This is a genomic window from Streptomyces sp. NBC_00057, from assembly GCF_045041165.1.
Taxonomy (GTDB): domain Bacteria; phylum Actinomycetota; class Actinomycetes; order Streptomycetales; family Streptomycetaceae; genus Streptomyces.
Genome location: NZ_CP108256.1, coordinates 277,077 through 294,802, shown reverse-complemented (window position 1 = coordinate 294,802; position 17,726 = coordinate 277,077). Strand labels below are relative to the sequence as shown.

Genomic DNA, 17,726 nt, shown 5'->3' with positions numbered 1-17,726 from the left:
TGGGGTCGTCACCCGCTCCAAAGACGAAGGCCCAGCTCATAGTGCCGGGCCTTTGCCCAGTCGCCTCAGGTTGGTGGCGAGCCCGTGGTCTTGGCAAGGTTTCGCGCGCCCTCAGCAGGTTCCTCGGGTGAGTCACCGGAATTGCGGGTGCCACACCTCTCGGGTGGGACCTTCGTGGTCGACGACCGTGATGTCCGGCCATTTGTCGAACGCGGCGCAGGGGTGGGAGATGCCGAGGTCGACCTCGTCGCCGACGTGCAGGTCGTGTGCGTCGGTGAGGATCAGGTGGTGGTCGAAGATCTGGGTCGCCGTGGCGCTCGCGGCAGGGCGCGGCTGTCCTTGTGGTCCATGTGCGCTGATCAGAACCGGCAGGCCGGCGTCGTAGGGAAGTTCGCGCTTCCCGGCGCCGACGATGGCCCGCCCTGGTTCCGGGGTCGACAGGACGGCCGCGCGGACGGTGAGAGCCGCTTCCAGACCGGGAAAGGGTGAGACGTGCGCGTAGGTGCCGTGATCGTGCGTGACGTAGCAGCCCGACCGCAGCACGAATACCGGCTCCTGGCCGCCGTGTTGGTCATGGATCTCCTGGTGAGCGGTCACGACCCGGTCGGGGAAGGCTGATCCGCCCATACTGAAGACGGGCTGCTCGGTCCGGAACAGCGGCGTCAGGCTGCGGAACACCTTGGCCGCCAATCGACAGTGGACATCGACATCGGTGACCGTGGCGGTGTCCCGGCGGTTGGGTTGGATCCCCTCGTAGCCCGCGACGCCGGCGAGGAGCAGCCCCGACGGCGCCTCGGCGACGGTCTTGCCGAGCGCATACGCCGCATCGGCCTCCCGTACTCCGGTCCGTCCACCCGGCGCACCCACGTCAATGAGCATTCGCAGAGGGTTGCGCGCACCGTCCATGGCGGAGCCCGCCAGGTCGAGGCCGATGGCCGAGTCGACGAAGCAGAAGAGTTCGAGTTCGGGCATCGAGTCGAGCCAGTGCCGCACGAGGGCGAGGTCAGGGGCGTGGATCACCTCGTTGGCGATCACAATGCGGTGAAAACCCCAACCCAGTGCGATGCCGGCCTGCCGCACGGTCGCGACCGTGACGCCCCACGCCCCGGCCGCCATCTGCCGTTCCACGATGGCGCGGGTCATCGTCGTCTTGATGTGCGGGGCCAGCTCGACGCCCTGCTCACGGCACCAGTCGGCCATCAGCCCCACGTTGCGCTCCAGCGCCCCCAGGCTGAGCCGTAGCTCAGGCAGTTCGGGCGCGGGGACGCCTGCGGGTGCGGTGCCATTGTGGTTCATCGATTCTCCGGATGTGGATCGCGGGGTGCTCAGGTAGGCCCACCCGGGCGGATGACGGCTATACCGGATAGAGAGTCGCCTATCCTAGACGAAGCGGCTACTATGCTAGATGTAGCACATCGTTTACTGGACGAAGGGTGATCCGTGGCGGCCGACGATCACGCGCTCGGTTCAGGGGAGTCGCCCCGCGACTCCGGCATCGGCCGACACCTGCGCCGCGAGCGCCTGGACAAGGGCTACACGCTGGAGAAGCTGGCCGAGGCGACAGGCCTGTCTCGCAGCTACCTCAGCAACATCGAGCGCAACGTCAACAGCCCCACTATCAACACCCTGCGCACGATCGTCGACGCCCTCGGCGTCTCCCTGAGTCGGCTCTTCCGGGGCATCGACCGCGAACAGCGTGTCCTGACCCGCCCGGAACAGCGGGTCGAGCTCACCCGCGCCGGAGTGGAAGGCATCACCTACACCCTTATCAATCCCAACCCCGTCGGCAGACTCGAAATGATGATCCTCGAGGTGGCTCCCGGGGCATCTTCCGGAGACCGGCCCCACACCCACGCCGGAGAGGAAGTCGGTCTCCTCCTCAGCGGCGAACTCGACTATTGGGTCGACGGCGTCCACTACCGTCTGCAGCCCGGCGACAGCGTCAGCTTCGAGTCGACGACCCCTCACCGCTACCACAACCCCGGCACAGTCCCAGCGGTCTGCGTCTGGTCGGAGACGCCGCCGGGCTTCTGATGTGGCCCCGGTCGCCGAGCAGATCGAATTGCCGCCGACGCCGGAGACACTGCCACGTACGCGGCAATGCACCGGCTGCGCGACGCACTGCCGATGCTGGAGGTGACGACCGCCCCGCACGCCAGCGACCGCAGGGGCGCGTCCGACGAGTACAGCATCCCGACACCGTGGGCGAAGGCCGCGACGGTGTGAACCGCGCGGTCCCTGGGGAGTCCGTGGAGCGCCGGATGCGGTGAGAGTCGCATGTCCGGTGCGGAGGGCGGGCCGGGGAAACGGGCTGTTCACAAGGCCAGTACCGCGCCCCGGTCCGTCCCCTACTGCACCAACCCGCTGTCGCAGCAGTGGGGTTGAAGCTGAGGACAGCCTGAACCGGGTGATGCCGGGGAGGGTGAGAGCGGCCCTGACAAAGCCGGGACGTGTCCAGTACTGCCAGATGGGGCGGGTCCGGCAAGCGTGATGGAGAGGAGTACGCGAGGAGCCGGCGTTTTACCTCTCTTGAAGTGCCTCCGGCTCGAACCTGGCGGATCAGGGCCGGTAGCGGTGCGTATGCAGGTCACCCTTTCGGGTGGTCTGACAACTCCTGGGTCGGTCTAAAGCTGACCGGGAGGCCGCGAGGAAGGCCTGCAGCGTACTCGTGGCGATACCGCAGGAACACAGTCGGACGGAGCAGCCGCGTGCGCCGGGCGGGCGAACATCTCAGCGTTTCCACACAGGAGGTTGTTCTCGTGGTTCGCATCAGCTCCACGGTCACCGAGTCCGCGACACAGGACGTCCCGGCCGTTGCTCCGGCCCCGGCCTTCACGCCGGCCATGTCCGTCGCGTCGGTCACCGACGTGACCCGCGGTCGGCAGGTGTTCAACGACAGCGACAAGGACAACTACTTCGAGGGCTGATCCCTCGGGGTTCTCACGTCCGGTGCTGCCCGTCCTGGCAGGGCGGGCAGCACCGCACCACCCCAGCAATCAACCGAGAATGAGGACCGTCGTGGGCGTCACTCTCGCCGTCGCCGCCGCGACGGAACCGGCGGATGAGATCGCCAGCGGCTCAACGGCGTGAGCGTGCCCGCATCCGCAGAGAGAAGGATATCCGCTGGGGCGGCAGACCGGCCCTCGCGGCGTGATCAAGAACCCTGCAAGCCTTCTTGGCTAGAGGCGGCGTGCAGCAACAACCGCTGAACTGGCTGGTGTGGTGAGTACTTCAGTGGCGTCCAGGGCTGGATGAGTGAGGTAGAACAAACGGAGCTCATCCACTTCGCCGCCGAAACGAGGCGGCAATGGGGCGAGGGGGTGAAGTCGTCCAGGATGAGAAGGCCACCGGGAGCAAGCTGCTCGACGACCCCCCGGGGGTCGTCACGCTTGCCCCCGCCGTCGCAGAAGAAGACATCGAAGGGGGCATGCTGCTCAAGCAGCCGCCAGTCCCCAGTGAGAACGCTGACGCGCTCGTCGTCCGCGAAGACACTGGCCGCTCGACGGGCCAGCTCCTCGTTACGCTCTACGGTAACCAGGCGTGCACCGGCGCCAAGGCCACTGTGCTGCCAGGCGGTTCCCGGCGAACCTTCCCGGTCAAAGCACTGCGGCAGCGCCCGGTAGCGGTTGATGAAGTGCGCGGCTTCCGCTTCTGCGTAGGGGCGCTGTCGCTTCGCAGCCAGCACCCAGGCGGCCTGCCGCCCACCGTGCCGCTCCTGACGAAGCAAGAGCCCGGCCATCGCGGCGGATCACTGTCACAGCGTGATCGCCAGGTGGGACGCGGCGAGCTCGACGACGTCGACGGCCCCCTGAAGCACTGTCGTGACCGGCCCGGGAGGCGAAGAGGGCCGGAACACCAGCTTGTTGGGCACGGGCGTACCGCATCGCGGTGGCGAGCCGGATATCGGCCTCGCGCACCGCCAGGACCACGAGTTCGGCCGGGTAACCGTCGGCCGCGAACGGCAGCACGCTCGCCAGGAACTCCTCAACGCTGCCGGGTGCGCCCGCGATGAGCGCGTCTCCGCGCCGGGCCCGAATGGATGCCTCGGCTTCGGCGAGCCAGGCCCGGTAGTCGCCGCCCCGGCGCCCCGGGGATCGTCCCGCAGCAGCTGACCGTAGTCCGGATGCGAGACCTTGAAGTCGTCACCCATCAAGGGATGCGTCGCAGTGGCTTCCGCCGGCCGCGTCCGCGCAGTGCACCTACGGTGTCGACTGGGTGGCGACGAAGCTTCGCTGGAAGCTGACCGCGGACGACAAGGAGCGGGCTGCGCCGGAGAAGCTCGCAGCGGACTGCTCGGACCACGTCGTGAAGTACGAAGTCGCCCCGTAGCCGCAGCTATGTCAGTGGCGCCAGTGCGAACCTGCCCGCATGGGCGAGCTGATGCGACGCCGGGTGTACGGTGCCGACCACGATGCCCCCGACCCTGGCCCGAACCCTGGCCAGGAATACGCGGAGCTGGTCGGCTGTCCGCTGGACGGCCTCCGGTGGCCGGGCCGACTACGAGCTGCGCGCAGGCGACCCGGACCGGTGGGACTGGCGAGGAGAGACTCCCTGAGTCGTCGGGCCGGAGCGAGTGGGTGATCCAGATGCAGTCCACCGGGTCCGGCGTGAGGATCGGTGTACGGGCGGTGGCCCGGTCGCGCCTCTGCCCCTGCGCGGGGCCGGCACCCTTGCCCGGCGCCCCGGTCCGCTTCCGTGCCCATACCGCCGGGGGGGCCTGGAGGTACGTATGCCGCGGCCTTTGTGGGCCGGTGCCATTTCTTTTGGCCTGGTCACGATCCCGATCAAGATCATTAGTGCGACCGAGGACCGTTCGGTCCGCTTTCACCAGGTGCACCTGGTGGACATGGGAAGGGTCCGCACCCGGAAGGTGTGCGAGATCGATGACGAGGTCGTGCCGTAGGAGGAGATAGGCAGGGGCTACGAGCTCACCAAGGACGAGGTCGTCCCGGTCACTGACGAGGAGCTCGATGAGATGCCGCTGCCGACGGCGAAGGCGATCGAGATCGTCGCGTTCGTCGACGCCGACAGCATCGACCCGATCCGGATCAGCGACTCCTACTTCCTCGCGATCGACGGTCAGGTCGCAGCCAAGCCCTACACCTTGCTCCGCAAGGCACTGGAGCGTTCCGACAGGGTCGCCGTCGCGAAGTTCGCCTGGCACGGCCGCGAGCGCCTGGGGCTGCTGCGGGTGCGTGAAGGGGCGATCGTGCTGCACAGCATGCGGTGGCCGGACGGGATTCGCAGCCCCGCGTCCCTCAAGCCCAAGGACATCGACCTTGGCGACGACGAGATCGAGCGGGCTGTCCAGCTCACCGACACCATGGCCATGGACGACATCAGCGGCTTCCGGGACCAGTACCGCGACGCCCTGGAGGAACTGATCGAGGCGAAGTCGGAGGGCAAGGAGCCCCGGGAGCCGGCAGGGGGAGAGAAGCGGGAATCCGGGAGGGTTGTGGACCTGATGGCCGCCTTGAACGCCTCCGTGGCGGCGGCCAAGGATGCGCGCGGTGAACACGGCGAGGACGCGACCGTGCACGAGATGCGGCCCCGTAAGAAGACGGCCGCGAAGAAGAAGGCCGCTCCGGCCCAGGAGGCCGCGGCGAAGACGACGGCGGCCGGGAAGAAGGGCACGGCCAGGAAGACGACTGCGAAGAAGCGCAGCGCGTCCTGACCGCACCGCCATGGACGTGCTGCCGCGGATCGCTCCCATGCTCGCCACCCCCGGCGGCCTGCCGCCCGAGGCCGTTGAGGACCGGTGGGGATTCGAGGTGAAGTACGACGGCCAGCGCGCCATGGTCTACCTGCCGGGCGACGGAACGGCGGTTCTACGGGCCCGGTCCGGCGCGGACATCACTCCCGCCTACCCGGAACTCAAGGCTCTGGGATCCGTGCTCGGCCGGCCCGCGGTCCTGGACGGTGAGATCGTCGCGCTCGACGCCGAGGGGCGCAGCGATTTCGAGCGGCTGCAGCCCCGGATGGGGCTGGCCGGATCCCCGGCGAGGGCCGCCCGCATGGCCCAGATCGTGCCCGCCCACCTGGTCCTGTTCGACGCCGTGTTCCTGGGGCACAGCAACCTGACCGAGCTGCCGTACACCCAGCGCCGAAACGCCCTGGAGGACCTGGGCCTGAACGGGGCGCACTGGTCGACGCCTTCAGCGGTCGTCGGGCATGGTGCCCAGGCCCTGGAGATGACCCGGACGGCGGGAATGGAAGGTGTGCTCGCGAAGCGGCTCACCTCCGTGTACGAGCCGGGCGTCCGCTCTCGCGCGTGGATCAAGATCCGGCACGTTCGCACCACTGATGTGATCGTGGGCGGATGGGTGCCCGGGCGCGGCCGGCTCGCCGGTCTTCCCGGCGCGCTGCTGGTGGGGGAGCGGCACGAGGGCGCCCTGCGGTATGTGGGGAGTGTCGGGACAGGCTGGAGTGACACGGAGCGCATCACCCTTGCAGGCCTGCTCCAGGTTGCCGTGATCGACGAGTGCCCGTTCGACGAGGTACCCGGGGTGGCCGGCGCACGGTGGGTGCTGCCCCGCCTGGTCGGCGAAGTCCGCTACGCGACCCGGACCCGGGCGGGCCGACTGCGCCATTCTTCCTGGCACCGCCTGCGCCCCGATCTCGCCCCCGACGACATCGCATGATTTGAGTGACGGGATCGCCACGGCTACGGCCCTGCACAGGCTCGGGCGCCGCGGCGAAGCGGAAGCCACAGGCCGTCAGGCGTCGACCGCCTGCGAGCAGCTCCCGCCCCGGTCCCCCTGGCGGCCCCGAGCCCCCCGAGATCATGACCCCTGTGAACCCCTTCTGGCACACTGCAGTTGACTGATCACGAGTAACCAGTGGATCCCGCCGAGACGTCAACTCCTCATGGAGAGGCCTCAGATGGACGCTCTGCTTCCGGCTGACCCCGACCGCGTCGGCCCGTACCTCCTTGAGGGCCGGCTCGGCGCCGGTGGTATGGGTGAGGTCTTCCTGGGCCGCTCCCCGGGCGGGCGGCGGGTCGCGGTCAAGCTGATCCGGCGGGAGCACGCCGCCAACCCGCAGTTTCGCAGGCGCTTCGCCCGGGAGGTGGAGGCCGCGCGGCAGGTCGGCGGGTTTCACGCCGCGCAGGTCATCGACGCCGACCCGGAGGCGGAGTCGCCCTGGCTGGTCACCGCGTACATCCCGGGCCGCTCCCTGCGCGAGGTGATCACGGGCGACGGCCCGCTCACCCCCGAGGAGGTGCTCGCGCTCGGCGCCGGGCTCGCCGAGGGGCTCGCGGCGATCCATGCGTGCGGGCTCGTCCACCGGGACCTCAAGCCCAGCAACGTGATCACGTCAGGCGGCGACGGCCCGCACATCATCGACTTCGGTATCGCCCGTTCCGTGGACGCGAGTTCGCTGACCTCGGCGGGTGTCGTCATCGGTACATTCGCGTTCATGTCGCCGGAACAGGTGCGCGCGGACCGGGCCGATGCGGCCGGCGACGTCTTCTCGCTGGGCACGGTGCTGGCCTTCGCGGCGACGGGCCGTGGACCGTTCGACGCGGAGACGATCCCGGCGATCGTGCATCGCATCCTGAACGAGGCGCCGGACCTCGGCGAGCTCTTGGGGACGCTCCGGAACACGATCGAGGCGTGCCTCACGAAGGACCCGGAAGACCGCCCGGACGTCGCCGAGGTCCTGGCGATGCTGGTTCCGGCCACCGGGCGGACCCAGACCTCCGAAGCTTCCGAAGTCCCCGTTCCCGACGTCCCGTTGGCCCTTCCGGAGTGGTCCACCGTCACGGCTCCGCGGAGAGCGACGCTCCCCGGCGATCACCCCACCCCCCAGGGCCCCAGCCGTCGCAAGGTGCTCGGCCTGGCCGGCGGCGCCCTAGCGCTCGTCGGCGGCGGTCTGATCGCCGCGACCCAACGGGGCAGCAAGGGCCTGGGCAACGGAATGCCCCCCACTCGCCGAAGTGGCAAACAGCCCGGCCCCTCCGGCAGGGCAGTAGCGTCCCGAATGTCTCCACGCTCATCGCACACCCCGACGGTGTGCTCTGCATGGGCTACGAGTCCGTCTCCGGCATGGCGCGCAATGCCCTCTGGAACTTGGACACCAAAGGAAGCGCCGCCTGGAAGCTGCCGCTGCCGGACCTCGCCGTCATTCGGTCGAGGGGAGCCTGCGCGGGCGTGGTTCACCGAGGCACGTTCTACCCACCCAGATCGTTGCCGTGGATCTCGCGCGTGGCACCCAGGCCTGGTCGGTGAAGCTCGACGACCCGACGCGCTACATCGACTCGATATCCGGCATCAAGAACGGGCGCCTCTACGCCACCAGCACCACGACTGAGTGGGGTCCGCGACCCGTGCTCTGGGCGGTGGACATCGCCTCGCGTCGGCGGGTCTGGTGGTACGAGACCAACTACGAGAAGGAGAACGACAAGGCTGCCGGGTCCAGCACCCTGATTGTGCCGTCCGCCGGGAATCGGGTGTTCCACCTGCCCTCCACGCACGGCGCGGGCCAGGAAGCCCATCTCCAGATGTTCGACACCGCGCACAGCCACATCGCGGGCTGGAAGACCTTGCTGCCCGAGGCACTGGGCAACGTCAGCGACCAGCCCAATCTGTGCGTGGCGGGCAACACCGTCATCTATGCGTCCGACGACCTCATCTGCCTCGACCCCGTGTCCGGTGCGCGCCTGTGGACCAAGGAGCAATCCTCCGACAGCTACGACGGGTTCGGCACTCCGGCAGCCAGTGCGGACAGCTCGCTCGTCTACGTCACCTCCCGGACCGAGGACACGGACGGGTCGGGGAAGAAGGTCATCACGCTGACACTGCAGGCTCTCGAACCTCGGTCCGGCGAGGAGAGGTGGCGCTCTTCCGTGGCCGCCCGGATCGGCCCCGAAGAGGCGTTCGGCTTGGTCGATCTCCTGGTCGACGGCTCCACGGTGTACGTCCTCGTCGGTCAGACCACAACCCTGGAGTACGACGAGGACTCCTACCTCGATGGGATCGACGGCGTCCTCCACCCCTTCGTCTGGGCGGTGGACGCGACCAGCGGGAAGTCGCGCTGGAAGTACGTCCTTCCGGACACCTTCGAGGTGGCCGCGGGGTTCGGACGGCTTTACGTCGCCACCGTGGACGGCGTTGTCGCCCTGTCGGCCAGGGGTACGGGTGCTTGACCGGTGGGGTGGCGGGTGCGTGTCGCCGCTGGAGTCGCGCCCTCCTTCCGAGCTCCTTCGCGGAACTGGGCGGCGCGGACCTCATCGTCCACACCACCTCCTCGACCGCCCTCGTGGATGAACTCCTCACCGGACTAATTTCAGGAGTGTTCCGGACCTGCCGCAGCCACTCCCGAGGCCCTGCACGTGCAGAACTGGAGCCGCGAGCAGTGGACCGTACCGTTTTTGTCCACCATCTCGCCGACTACTCGCTCTTCGGTCATACCCTCTACCAGCAGCCGGCGCTCGACGGCAGGCTGCACTGGGCGCGATTTGTCCTGGTCAACGGCCTGGTGGCGGGGGGTGTAGAGGGTGTGCAGGGGTGTGGGGCGGTCTGCCGGGGCCGTCCTGCGCACGTGTGACCGCGCCGCATGTAGTGGCAGCGTCGGGCACGCGCTTGATGGCGTCGCCGCCATCAGCTTGTCCAGCGCCAATACTCCGGCACCGCCGGGGCCCGTATTTCAATTACTGCTCGGTGTACGGGTGTTGGCGGGACAATGAGGTGTGACTGCGGGTACGGCCGCTCGGGCTTCAGTTGTGGCTTTGAGGGCGAAGTTCGATCAGTTCCTTCCCCATCTCGATGAGCGGCGCCGTCGGATCTACCTGGCCAGCGAGGCCGCCGCGCTTGGCCACGGCGGGATCACGCTGGTGGCGGCCGCTTCTGGCGCCGGTGCGGCCACCATCGCACGCGGAATCGCCGAGCTGTCCGGGCGCCCTTTGCCAGCCGGGCGGATCCGGGCTCCAGGAGCCGGCCGTAAGCCGGTGACGGTCACCGACCCCGGTCTGCTGCCCGCGCTTGAAGCTCTGATCGAGCCGCACACCCGGGGTGATCCGGTCTCGCCGTTGCGCTGGACCACGCTCTCGCTGCGGTCCCTGGCCTCGGCGCTGACCGCTCAGGGCCACCCGGTCAGTGCGGCGACCATTGGGCGCCTGCTGCATGCCCTGGGATACAGCCTGCAGGGCACCGCCAAGACCACGGAAGGCGCCAGTCATCCGGACCGGGATGCTCAGCTCACGCACATCAATGCCACCGCGGCGGCCTTCCTCGAAGACAACCAGCCGGTGATCAGCGTGGACACCAAGGCCAAGGAGTGGCTTGGCAACCGCGACCGACCCGGACGCATCTGGCGTCCGGGCAAGAATCCCATCCGTGTGGACAGCCACACGTTCACCACCAGTGACCAGCCCGTGGTCATCCCCTACGGGATCTACGACATCGCTCGCAACACCGGCTGGGTCAACGTCGGGACCGACCACGACACGGGCGAGTTCGCGGTGGCATCCATCCGTCGTTGGTGGCAGCAGCGCGGACGGGACGACCACCCGGACGCCGGCCGGCTGCTGATCACCGCCGACTGCGGTGGTTCCAACGACCCTCGCCGCTGGACATGGAAGAAGCACCTCGCCGCATTCGCCCTGGAAAGCGGACTCGAGATCACGGTCTGCCACTTCCCACCCGGAACACAATGCTGTTGCTTGACTACTGAACTATCGCGGGCTGTAGCGTGATGACCTTGGCTGTGATCCGTCGTGTCGGCCGCCGGTCACGGGTGTTGATCCGGTAGGAAAGCTTCGAGGAGTACTTCGAGTCCGGACGCTTCAGATGTCGGTCCGCCTCCCGCAGGCGCCTGGCGCCGTTGTCGAGCTTGCGTCGAACCTTTGCTGCCAGCACCACCAGGAACTCCTTGATCTTCGTGGGCGTGTCCGTGCACGGGCGGACCAGCTCGCCCGCCGCAGCATCACCAAACCCGACGAGAGGCCGTGCTCGCCGACTCATGTGCGGCCGCCGCCTGCTCCAGCGGCACCCGCTGAAGCTCGGTCCGCACCGTTCCGGTGGCGAGGAGATCCGCGGCCCTGCCGTGACACACCGCCCGGCTTACGCCTCCGCACCCCGGCGCCCGTCCCGCGGCAGCGTCAGCGTCGCGCCAGCCGTCAGTACGAGCCCGGCCGCCGCGATCAGCATGCTCCACCGCATGCCGGCCAGGAACGTGCCCGCCCCTGCCAGCAGCGCCCCGAAGACCGCCACCGCGATCGCTCCGCCGACCTGGCGGCCGGTGTTGAGCACGGCGGACGCCGTGCCTGCCCGGTCTGCGGGTACCGCGTCGAGCAGCATGGCGGTCAGCGCCGGCACCGTCAGCGCCCCGCCGAGGCCGACCGGCACCATCAGCGCCGCCACCACCCACACACTGGTGTGCGGGCCGACGGTGAGCAGGGCCAGCAGTCCGGCTGTCCCCATCAGTTGTCCCGCCATCATCGGCACCCGCGGGCCGAACAGCGAGGCCAGTTTCGCTGAGGCCAGGTTCACCACGGCGACCAGTGCCGTCATCGGAATGAACATCAGGCCCGCGTACAGGGCGGACTGCCCGCGCTCCTGCTGCAGATACAGGCTGAAGATGAACACCCCGCCGTAGTAGGCGGCGTTGAGCATGAAGCCGACCACCAAGGACACCGCCACCACCCGCGAGCGGAACAGCGGCAGCGGGAGCATCGGGTGCGCGCCCTTGGCCTGAGCGGCGAGGAAGGCCGCTGCAGCGGCCGCGGCCACCAGCAGCGATACCACCACGAGCGGCCGGCTGAAGCCCTTGTCGCCGCCCTCGATCACGCCGTACGTCAGCGCGCCCATTGCGACTACCGCCGTCACCTGCCCGACCACGTCCAGTCGCGCGGGCAGCTGTGGGGAGGCGGGCACGCGGGTGAGCAGGGCGAGCGCCAGCAGGCCCGCCGGGAGATTGACGAAGAAGATCCACCGCCAGCCCACGGATGCGGTGAGCGCCCCGCCGAGCACCGGCCCGGCCGCCACCGCGACCGCGCCGCCCACGGTCCAGATGGCGATCGCCCGGGCCCGCTTCGCCTGGTCGGGAAAGCCCTGCCGGACCAGCGCCAGGGACGCCGGCATCATCACCGCCGCCGCACCCCCCTGCACCAGCCGCGCCGCCACCAGCACGCCGAGACTGGGCGCCAGTCCGCATGCGGCCGAGGCCAGCCCGAAGAGCACGAGGCCGCCGCCATACGCCTGCCGGGCCCCGATGCGGTCGGACAGGGCGCCCGCGGAGAGCATCAGGGCGGCGAAGATCAGCGTGTATCCGTCCACCACCCACTGCAGGCCGGACATGCCGCCGCCAAGACTGCGGCCGATGTCGGGCAGCGCGACGGTGACGATCAACGCGTCCAGCGAGATGAGGAAGAAGCCCAGCAGGGCGGCGCCGAGCACCGTGGAGGATCCGCCCCGGGCCGCCTCCGGAGCCGAGCCCGCGGTGCGGGCGGCCAGGGAGGACTTGAGCAGCGATTTCATCAGAACACTCCTGAGACGTTCTTGAAGGTATGCGACCGAAACTGGAAGCCAGGGGGCGACCACGGACAGACCGGCCTGCAGCGGGGAGCCACGTGCCGGGTGCGACAGGGCCCCGCCGTCCGGCGTAGCGGTGCGTGCGGTCAGCCTGCTGCCTGTGCGGGCAGGTCCTTGTTGCCGTCACCCCAGGTCGCTGTCATCACTGGGCCGGAATGCGCTGGTCGGAGCGCGTCGCGGCGATCGCAGCCGGAAGCTGCGCGTCCCTGAACGTGGCGCCCTGTATTGGCAGCACACCGCCCGCAGCGCCCGCCGCCTGGGTTTCCTGCCGCGCCTGCGTGGAGACGGTGGGCGGGAAGAGGGGCGGAGGCGTCTGGAGGTGTCAGTCGTCGAAGTCGGTGGAGCGGGTGAGCTTTTCCCAGGAGCGGAGTTCGGTGCGGGCGCGGTCGAGGTGGTCGCTGATCGCGTCGGCGGCGTCGTTGCCGAGCGGCAGACGCAGCGGCGGTTCGTCGGCGTCCAGAGCGGTGAGGATGGCGGCCGCGGCCTTGGCCGGGTCCCCGAGTTCCTGGCCGCTTCCGCCCGGCAGTCCAGAACGGACGGGGCCCACGGAGTCCTGGTAGGCGTCCAGGGCCGGGGAGGGCCGCAGGGCTGCGGCGCCGGCGAAGCCGGTACGGAACGCGCCGGGTTCGACGATCAGCACCCGAATACCGTGCGGGACGACCTCGGCGGCCAATGCCTCGGAGAGCCCCTCCAGGGCGAACTTGGTGGCGCAGTAGGCGCCGACTCCGGCGACGGCGAACCGCCCACCCATGCTGGTCAGCTGCACGATGGCGCCCGAGCCCCGGCGGCGCAAGTGCGGCAGCGCGGCCCGGGTGAGCGCGGCCGGGCCGAAGAAGTGCAGGTCCATCAGGTCCCGCAGCTCCGCGTCGGTGGTCTCCTCGACTGCCCCCACCATGCCTCGTCCGGCGTTGTTGACCAGGATGTCGATCCGGCCGTGCCGGGCTGCCACGCCGTCGACCGCGGCTTGGCAACCCGCGATGTCGGTGACGTCCAGCGGTAGCGCCTCGACCTGGTCCGGGTGCGCGGCGACCAGGTCGTCGAGCAGCGCAGTGCGGCGGGCGGCGGCGACCACGATGTCGCCCGCAGCCACCGCCGCTTCGGTGATCGCCCGGCCGAACCCGCTGCTCGCCCCGGTGACCAGCCATACCTTGTTCATGTTCTTCTCCTTGTGCCGGGTGATCCGCTGTTCTCGGCGGTCCATGTGTGAACTACCTTGCAAGGCACACCGGTTGCCCGTCCAAGATCCGCTGTGATAGCCGATGGCTATGGACGTTCACGCACGGGACCTGAGGTACTTCGCCGCAGTGGCCGAGGAGCTGCACTTCACGCGCGCAGCCGAGCGGCTGTACGTCTCGCAGCCCGCGCTGAGCAAGCAGATCAGGATGCTGGAGAAACAGGTGGGGGCCGCGTTGTTCGAGCGCGACCGGCGCGAAGTGCGCCTGAGCGCGGTCGGTGCAGCGCTGCTGCCGCATGCTCAGCGCATTCTCGCCGAGTGGGAGGCAGCCCAGGAGGCAGTCGCCCGGGTCGTGGCCGACCAGGCGGCCGTCCTCGTCGTGGGGATGAGTACCAGCCCGGGGCGCGGGGGCGTACTCCCGGCGATCCGCTCGCGCTTCACCGCCGCGCGCCCTGGTGCCCGCCTCAGACTTCGCCAGGTCCCCTGGCACGACTCGACCGCCGGGCTCGCCGACGGCACGTGCGACGCGGCGTTTGTCTGGCTACCACTGCCCGATCCGGACCGCTACCGGTGGGTGGTGGTCGCCGAGGAACCCCGCCTGGTCGCCATGGCCGACACTCACCCGCTCGCCGACAGGGAGATCATCGACTTCGCCGACCTGCTGGACGAGCCGTTCCTCGCGCTGCCCGACAGCGCCGGGCCGCTGCGGGACTACTGGCTTGCCACCGACGCCCGCGCCGGGAAGCCGGCACTCATCGGCGCGGAGGTGGCAAGCACCGAGGAGACGTACGAGGCGCTCGTCGCGGGTCTCGGCGTGGTCCTGCTGGCGGCCGGGAACACCCCGCTGATCACTCTCGGCGGAGTCGTCACCCGTGCGGTGAGGGGTATCTCGCCCAGCCGCTTCGCCCTGGCCTGGCGCGCCGACGACCGCCGCCCGCTGGTGCAGGAGTACGTGCGCGCGTGTGAGCTGGCGACCGAGACAACGGACTGAGGCGGGGCGCAGCCGCGAGAAGTGCTGGGATCCGCTCCCGACGACGGGAGAAGGACCGAAGCTGCCCCGTGCCCGACTCCCGGGTTCGGGAACCACGATTGCCGATGCTCAGCGCATACGTCCCGTTCGACGACGCACCGCCCGCGAGCCCTGTGAGGGCTGTGCCTACCTCGGCGCCGTGGCCCTGGAGCTGGCGGATCTCCTCGGCCCGGCGGCGGGTCCGGTACACCGTCGAGCGGCGCTCGGGGGTGGAGCGCCAGGCAGTTTTGTTCCCGGGCGGCGCGCGGCCGTCAGGCTGTGCGGGTGGCAGTACGCGTACGCGTCCGTGAGATCGACGATGAAGAGGGCAGATGGCTGCTGCGGATCATCCGCAGGGGCACCGGGTCGGTGGTGACCTGGCGGCGGGCCCAGATGGTGCTGCTATCCGCGCAGAGCATGCCCGCGGCGAAGATCGCCGAGGTCACCTTCACCAGCTCCGACCGGGTCCGGGACGTGATCCAGCACGGCCCGGGGCACCTTAATCAGCAGCCCGCCCTCACCCAGCAGGGCAGCACCCGAGGCGTCCAGCAGGGCAGCCCCCGAGGCGTCGGCGCGGTCCATCAGCCGCTCGACGACCTCATCCACGAGCTTGTCCTCGACCGGTTCAACGGCCGGGATCTCGTTGTCGTTCATGTCCATCCGTCCCGGCTGGTCAAAGCCCAGGTCAGGGCCCCGGCCAGCCTGTCACATCACGGACTAACGCGATCTTTCAGACACGCTCACGATCGACGGCTACGAGCCGTGGTCGACAGGGCGAACGTTGCCTGATGCGGTACTAGCGTGGTCGTCATGGACATCACCATTCATTCGAGCTTCCTCCCGCATGACGACCCGGACGCGTCCCTGGCTTTCTACCGCGACGCCCTCGGCTTCGAGGTCCGCAGCGACGTCGGACAGGGCAAGATGCGCTGGATCACGGTCGGCCCCGTCGGCCAGCCCGGCACCTCCATCCTCCTGGCGCCTCCGGCCGCCGACCCCGGGGTCACCGAGGACGAGCGCCGCACCATCGTCGAGATGATGGCCAAGGGCACCTACGGCTGGATCCTGCTGGCCACCCGGGACCTCGACGGCACTTTCGAGAAGGTGCAGGCCGGCGACGCCGAAGTCGTCCAGGAGCCGACCGAGCAGCCGTACGGCATCCGCGACTGCGCCTTCCGAGATCCCGCGGGCAACCTGGTCCGCATCCAGGAGGTTCGCTGAGCCGTCCGGTCATCGATTCGGCCATGATGGCCGGTGTCGCGACCACCTGCGAAGAGTACGGCGGCCAGCGCTTCCAGGCCGCTGTCCTCGGCCACACCCTCGGCGCCGCACCATCGCAGAGGTGCTCGCGATGTCGGCCGCCGAGGCCGAGGCGCGCACGCCGGCCGCCCACAAGGGCGGCGTCTACGTCCTCGCCGAGCAGACCACCGGCCTTCATCCCACCGTCGTCGAACAGTTGCTCTGCCTGCTCGGCCTGCTCTGCCTGCTCGTCGACTCCGGCGAGCCGGTCATCGCCATCGACCACCTCGCTGCCTACCTCGGCGTGCAACCCAGGTGCTCGCCCACATCGATGAAAAGGATTTCTCTCATGTGTCACCCCTCGTGGGGGCGCGCACGCACCGCACCGCGGCGCAGCGCCTGAGCGACCTCGCGCGACTGCGCCGCGTCCGAGACCGGATCGACCGGGAGTACGTGCAGCCGCTGAATGTCGAGGCGCTCGCCCGCGGCGTGAACATGTCCGCCGGCCACCTCAGCCGCCAGTTCCGGCCGGCCTACGGCGAGTCGCCGTACGCGTACCTGATGACGCGTCGCATCGAGCGCGCGACGGCGCTGCTGCGTCGTGGCGACCTCAGCGTCACCGAGGTCTGCTTCGCGGTCGGCTGCTCATCGCTGGGCACCTTCAGCACCCGCTTCACCGAGCTGGTCGGCATGCCGCCCAGCGCCTACCGGCGGCGCGGGGCGGGCGCTGCGGAGGGAATGCCGCCGTGTGTGGCAAAACAGGTGACAAGACCGGTCAGGAATCAAGAAGCGCCGGTCGCCGAGCCGCAACTAGCGTGATGGCCATGGCATCCATCGAATCCATCGACGTGGCCGACCCCACGGCTGCCAACCGCTTCTACGGCGCCGCCTTCGGTCTGGAAACGCAGATACGCCTGCGGGCCTCGCAGGCACCCACAACCGGCTTCCGTGGGTTCGCGCTGGCGCTCACGGTGCCCAGCCGGCCACCGTCAACAGCCTCATCGACGCCGCCCTCGTCGCCGGCGCCACGCCGCTGAAACCTGTCGCGAAGTCGCTCTGGGGCTACGGCGGTGTAGTACAAGCCCCGGACGGACGATCTGGAAGGGCGCGACCTCGGCGAAGAAGGACACCGGCCCTGCCACCCGGCGGGTCGACGAGATCGTGCTCCTGCTGGGAGTCGCGGACGTGGCGGTGAGCAAGCGGTTCTACGTCGCCCGAGGCCTTGCCGTGGCGAAGAGCTTCGGCCGCGTGTACGTCGAGTTCGCGGCTGGGTCGGGTCCCGTCAAGCTGGCGCTGTACAGGCGCCGTGCCCTTGCCAAGGACGCCGGCGTCTCTCCCGACGGCACCGGATCGCACCGGCTCGTGATCGGTGGCGATGCCGGGCCTTTCACCGACCCGGCCGGGTTTGCATGGGAGGCCGCATCGCAGGCACCCACGCCCTGATGTGCCACTGCTGCCTGCCCTGCCTGGTCGCCGATCACGAGACAGCCGCCGCTGAGGCCGTCCGCAAGGCGGACATCCTGGCAGCGGCGGTGGGGCGCCCTCAGTTGATTCGCGGGGAGGACGTCAAACCCGGCGCGGTGGTCGTCGATGTCGGATACAACGCGGGCAACGTCGGAGACGTCGAGGCCCTCGGCGGGGAGCACGGCGACCGCGAGGCCAATGCCGCCTTCTACCAGATCGTGCTCAGCCAGCTGCGCTGGGAGGACCGCTCCCGGGAGTACCTTCGGAGACGCCTGGCCGAAGGCCAGTCACGCCGAGAGATCATCCG

General features: G+C 69.5%; 15 protein-coding genes and 9 pseudogenes. 18 read left to right on the top strand and 6 right to left on the bottom strand.

Translation table 11 applies throughout. The annotated features are described in order from the left end of the window. Positions 1-132: 132 nt before the first annotated feature. On the bottom strand, positions 133-1,296 hold the full coding sequence (locus tag OG953_RS01430) for an amino acid deaminase (RefSeq protein ID WP_405682015.1): 1,164 nt from the start codon (positions 1,294-1,296) through the stop codon (positions 133-135). 144 nt (positions 1,297-1,440) lie between these two features. Here OG953_RS01430 and OG953_RS01425 point away from each other — a divergent pair, with 144 nt between their 5' ends. The 4 genes and pseudogenes from OG953_RS01425 to OG953_RS01410 form a co-directional block, all read left to right on the top strand. Next, complete coding sequence (locus tag OG953_RS01425; protein ID WP_405682014.1) at positions 1,441-2,034, top strand: cupin domain-containing protein; 594 nt, start codon at positions 1,441-1,443, stop codon at positions 2,032-2,034. 66 nt (positions 2,035-2,100) lie between these two features. Further along, positions 2,101-2,226: a hypothetical protein gene (locus OG953_RS01420; protein WP_405682013.1), complete on the top strand. Its 126-nt coding sequence runs from the start codon at positions 2,101-2,103 to the stop codon at positions 2,224-2,226. 533 nt (positions 2,227-2,759) lie between these two features. Then, a complete protein-coding gene (locus OG953_RS01415; protein ID WP_405682012.1) occupies positions 2,760-2,927 on the top strand; it encodes a hypothetical protein in 168 nt (55 codons plus the stop codon). A 143-nt stretch (positions 2,928-3,070) separates the two neighbouring features. Next, positions 3,071-3,154, top strand: a pseudogene (locus tag OG953_RS01410) (integrase); the annotation flags it as partial. 25 nt (positions 3,155-3,179) lie between these two features. Here OG953_RS01410 and OG953_RS01405 read toward each other — a convergent pair. Continuing rightward, a pseudogene (locus OG953_RS01405) lies at positions 3,180-3,580 on the bottom strand (O-methyltransferase); the annotation flags it as partial. A 788-nt stretch (positions 3,581-4,368) separates the two neighbouring features. Between OG953_RS01405 and OG953_RS01400 the strand changes: the two are divergent. From OG953_RS01400 to OG953_RS01370, 7 genes and pseudogenes are all read left to right on the top strand, one after another. Further along, positions 4,369-4,555: pseudogene (locus OG953_RS01400) on the top strand (hypothetical protein). A gap of 174 nt (positions 4,556-4,729) precedes the next feature. Next, positions 4,730-5,674: pseudogene (locus OG953_RS01395) on the top strand (Ku protein). A 10-nt stretch (positions 5,675-5,684) separates the two neighbouring features. After that, positions 5,685-6,641 (top strand): ATP-dependent DNA ligase, encoded by a 957-nt coding sequence (locus OG953_RS01390; protein ID WP_405682010.1) that lies wholly within the window; start codon positions 5,685-5,687, stop codon positions 6,639-6,641. A gap of 241 nt (positions 6,642-6,882) precedes the next feature. Next, on the top strand, positions 6,883-8,313 hold the full coding sequence (locus OG953_RS01385) for a serine/threonine-protein kinase (protein ID WP_405682008.1): 1,431 nt from the start codon (positions 6,883-6,885) through the stop codon (positions 8,311-8,313). Next, positions 8,228-9,148 (top strand): PQQ-binding-like beta-propeller repeat protein, encoded by a 921-nt coding sequence (locus tag OG953_RS01380; protein ID WP_405682007.1) that lies wholly within the window; start codon positions 8,228-8,230, stop codon positions 9,146-9,148. The genes OG953_RS01385 and OG953_RS01380 overlap by 86 nt, the downstream gene beginning before the upstream one ends. A gap of 209 nt (positions 9,149-9,357) precedes the next feature. Further along, a complete protein-coding gene (locus tag OG953_RS01375) occupies positions 9,358-9,549 on the top strand; it encodes a hypothetical protein (RefSeq protein WP_405682005.1) in 192 nt (63 codons plus the stop codon). 142 nt (positions 9,550-9,691) lie between these two features. After that, positions 9,692-10,651 (top strand): annotated as a pseudogene (locus tag OG953_RS01370) (ISAzo13 family transposase); the annotation flags it as partial. A 16-nt stretch (positions 10,652-10,667) separates the two neighbouring features. Here the strand turns inward: OG953_RS01370 and OG953_RS01365 are convergent. The 3 genes from OG953_RS01365 to OG953_RS01355 all read right to left on the bottom strand — a co-directional run bounded on the left by OG953_RS01365 (position 10,668) and on the right by OG953_RS01355 (position 13,689). After that, positions 10,668-10,964 (bottom strand): hypothetical protein, encoded by a 297-nt coding sequence (locus OG953_RS01365; RefSeq protein WP_405682003.1) that lies wholly within the window; start codon positions 10,962-10,964, stop codon positions 10,668-10,670. A gap of 99 nt (positions 10,965-11,063) precedes the next feature. Then, complete coding sequence (locus OG953_RS01360; protein WP_405682002.1) at positions 11,064-12,479, bottom strand: MFS transporter; 1,416 nt, start codon at positions 12,477-12,479, stop codon at positions 11,064-11,066. Between the two features lie 376 nt (positions 12,480-12,855). Then, entirely contained in the window at positions 12,856-13,689 is an 834-nt protein-coding gene (locus tag OG953_RS01355) for an oxidoreductase (RefSeq protein WP_405691556.1), read from the bottom strand. A 103-nt stretch (positions 13,690-13,792) separates the two neighbouring features. Between OG953_RS01355 and OG953_RS01350 the strand changes: the two genes are divergently transcribed. Both OG953_RS01350 and OG953_RS01345 read left to right on the top strand, forming a co-directional pair. Further along, a complete protein-coding gene (locus OG953_RS01350) occupies positions 13,793-14,698 on the top strand; it encodes a LysR family transcriptional regulator (protein WP_405682001.1) in 906 nt (301 codons plus the stop codon). A 303-nt stretch (positions 14,699-15,001) separates the two neighbouring features. After that, positions 15,002-15,202, top strand: a pseudogene (locus OG953_RS01345) (IS630 family transposase); the annotation flags it as partial. Here OG953_RS01345 and OG953_RS01340 read toward each other — a convergent pair. Then, entirely contained in the window at positions 15,119-15,370 is a 252-nt protein-coding gene (locus OG953_RS01340) for a hypothetical protein (RefSeq protein ID WP_405692435.1), read from the bottom strand. The pseudogene OG953_RS01345 and the gene OG953_RS01340 sit on opposite strands and share 84 nt — an antisense overlap. Before the next feature lie 156 nt (positions 15,371-15,526). On the opposite strand from OG953_RS01340, the gene OG953_RS01335 reads away from it, so the two are divergent. The 5 genes and pseudogenes from OG953_RS01335 to OG953_RS01315 form a co-directional block, all read left to right on the top strand. Then, on the top strand, positions 15,527-15,937 hold the full coding sequence (locus OG953_RS01335) for a VOC family protein (protein ID WP_405682000.1): 411 nt from the start codon (positions 15,527-15,529) through the stop codon (positions 15,935-15,937). A 14-nt stretch (positions 15,938-15,951) separates the two neighbouring features. Beyond that, positions 15,952-16,256, top strand: a pseudogene (locus OG953_RS01330) (excinuclease ABC subunit UvrA); the annotation flags it as partial. 50 nt (positions 16,257-16,306) lie between these two features. Then, positions 16,307-16,774, top strand: a complete 468-nt coding sequence (locus OG953_RS01325) for a helix-turn-helix transcriptional regulator (protein ID WP_405681999.1) — start codon at positions 16,307-16,309, stop codon at positions 16,772-16,774. 5 nt (positions 16,775-16,779) lie between these two features. Continuing rightward, positions 16,780-17,398: pseudogene (locus OG953_RS01320) on the top strand (glyoxalase). Positions 17,399-17,448: 50 nt separating this feature from the next. Continuing rightward, positions 17,449-17,583, top strand: a pseudogene (locus OG953_RS01315) (bifunctional 5,10-methylene-tetrahydrofolate dehydrogenase/5,10-methylene-tetrahydrofolate cyclohydrolase); the annotation flags it as partial. Positions 17,584-17,726: the final 143 nt, after the last annotated feature.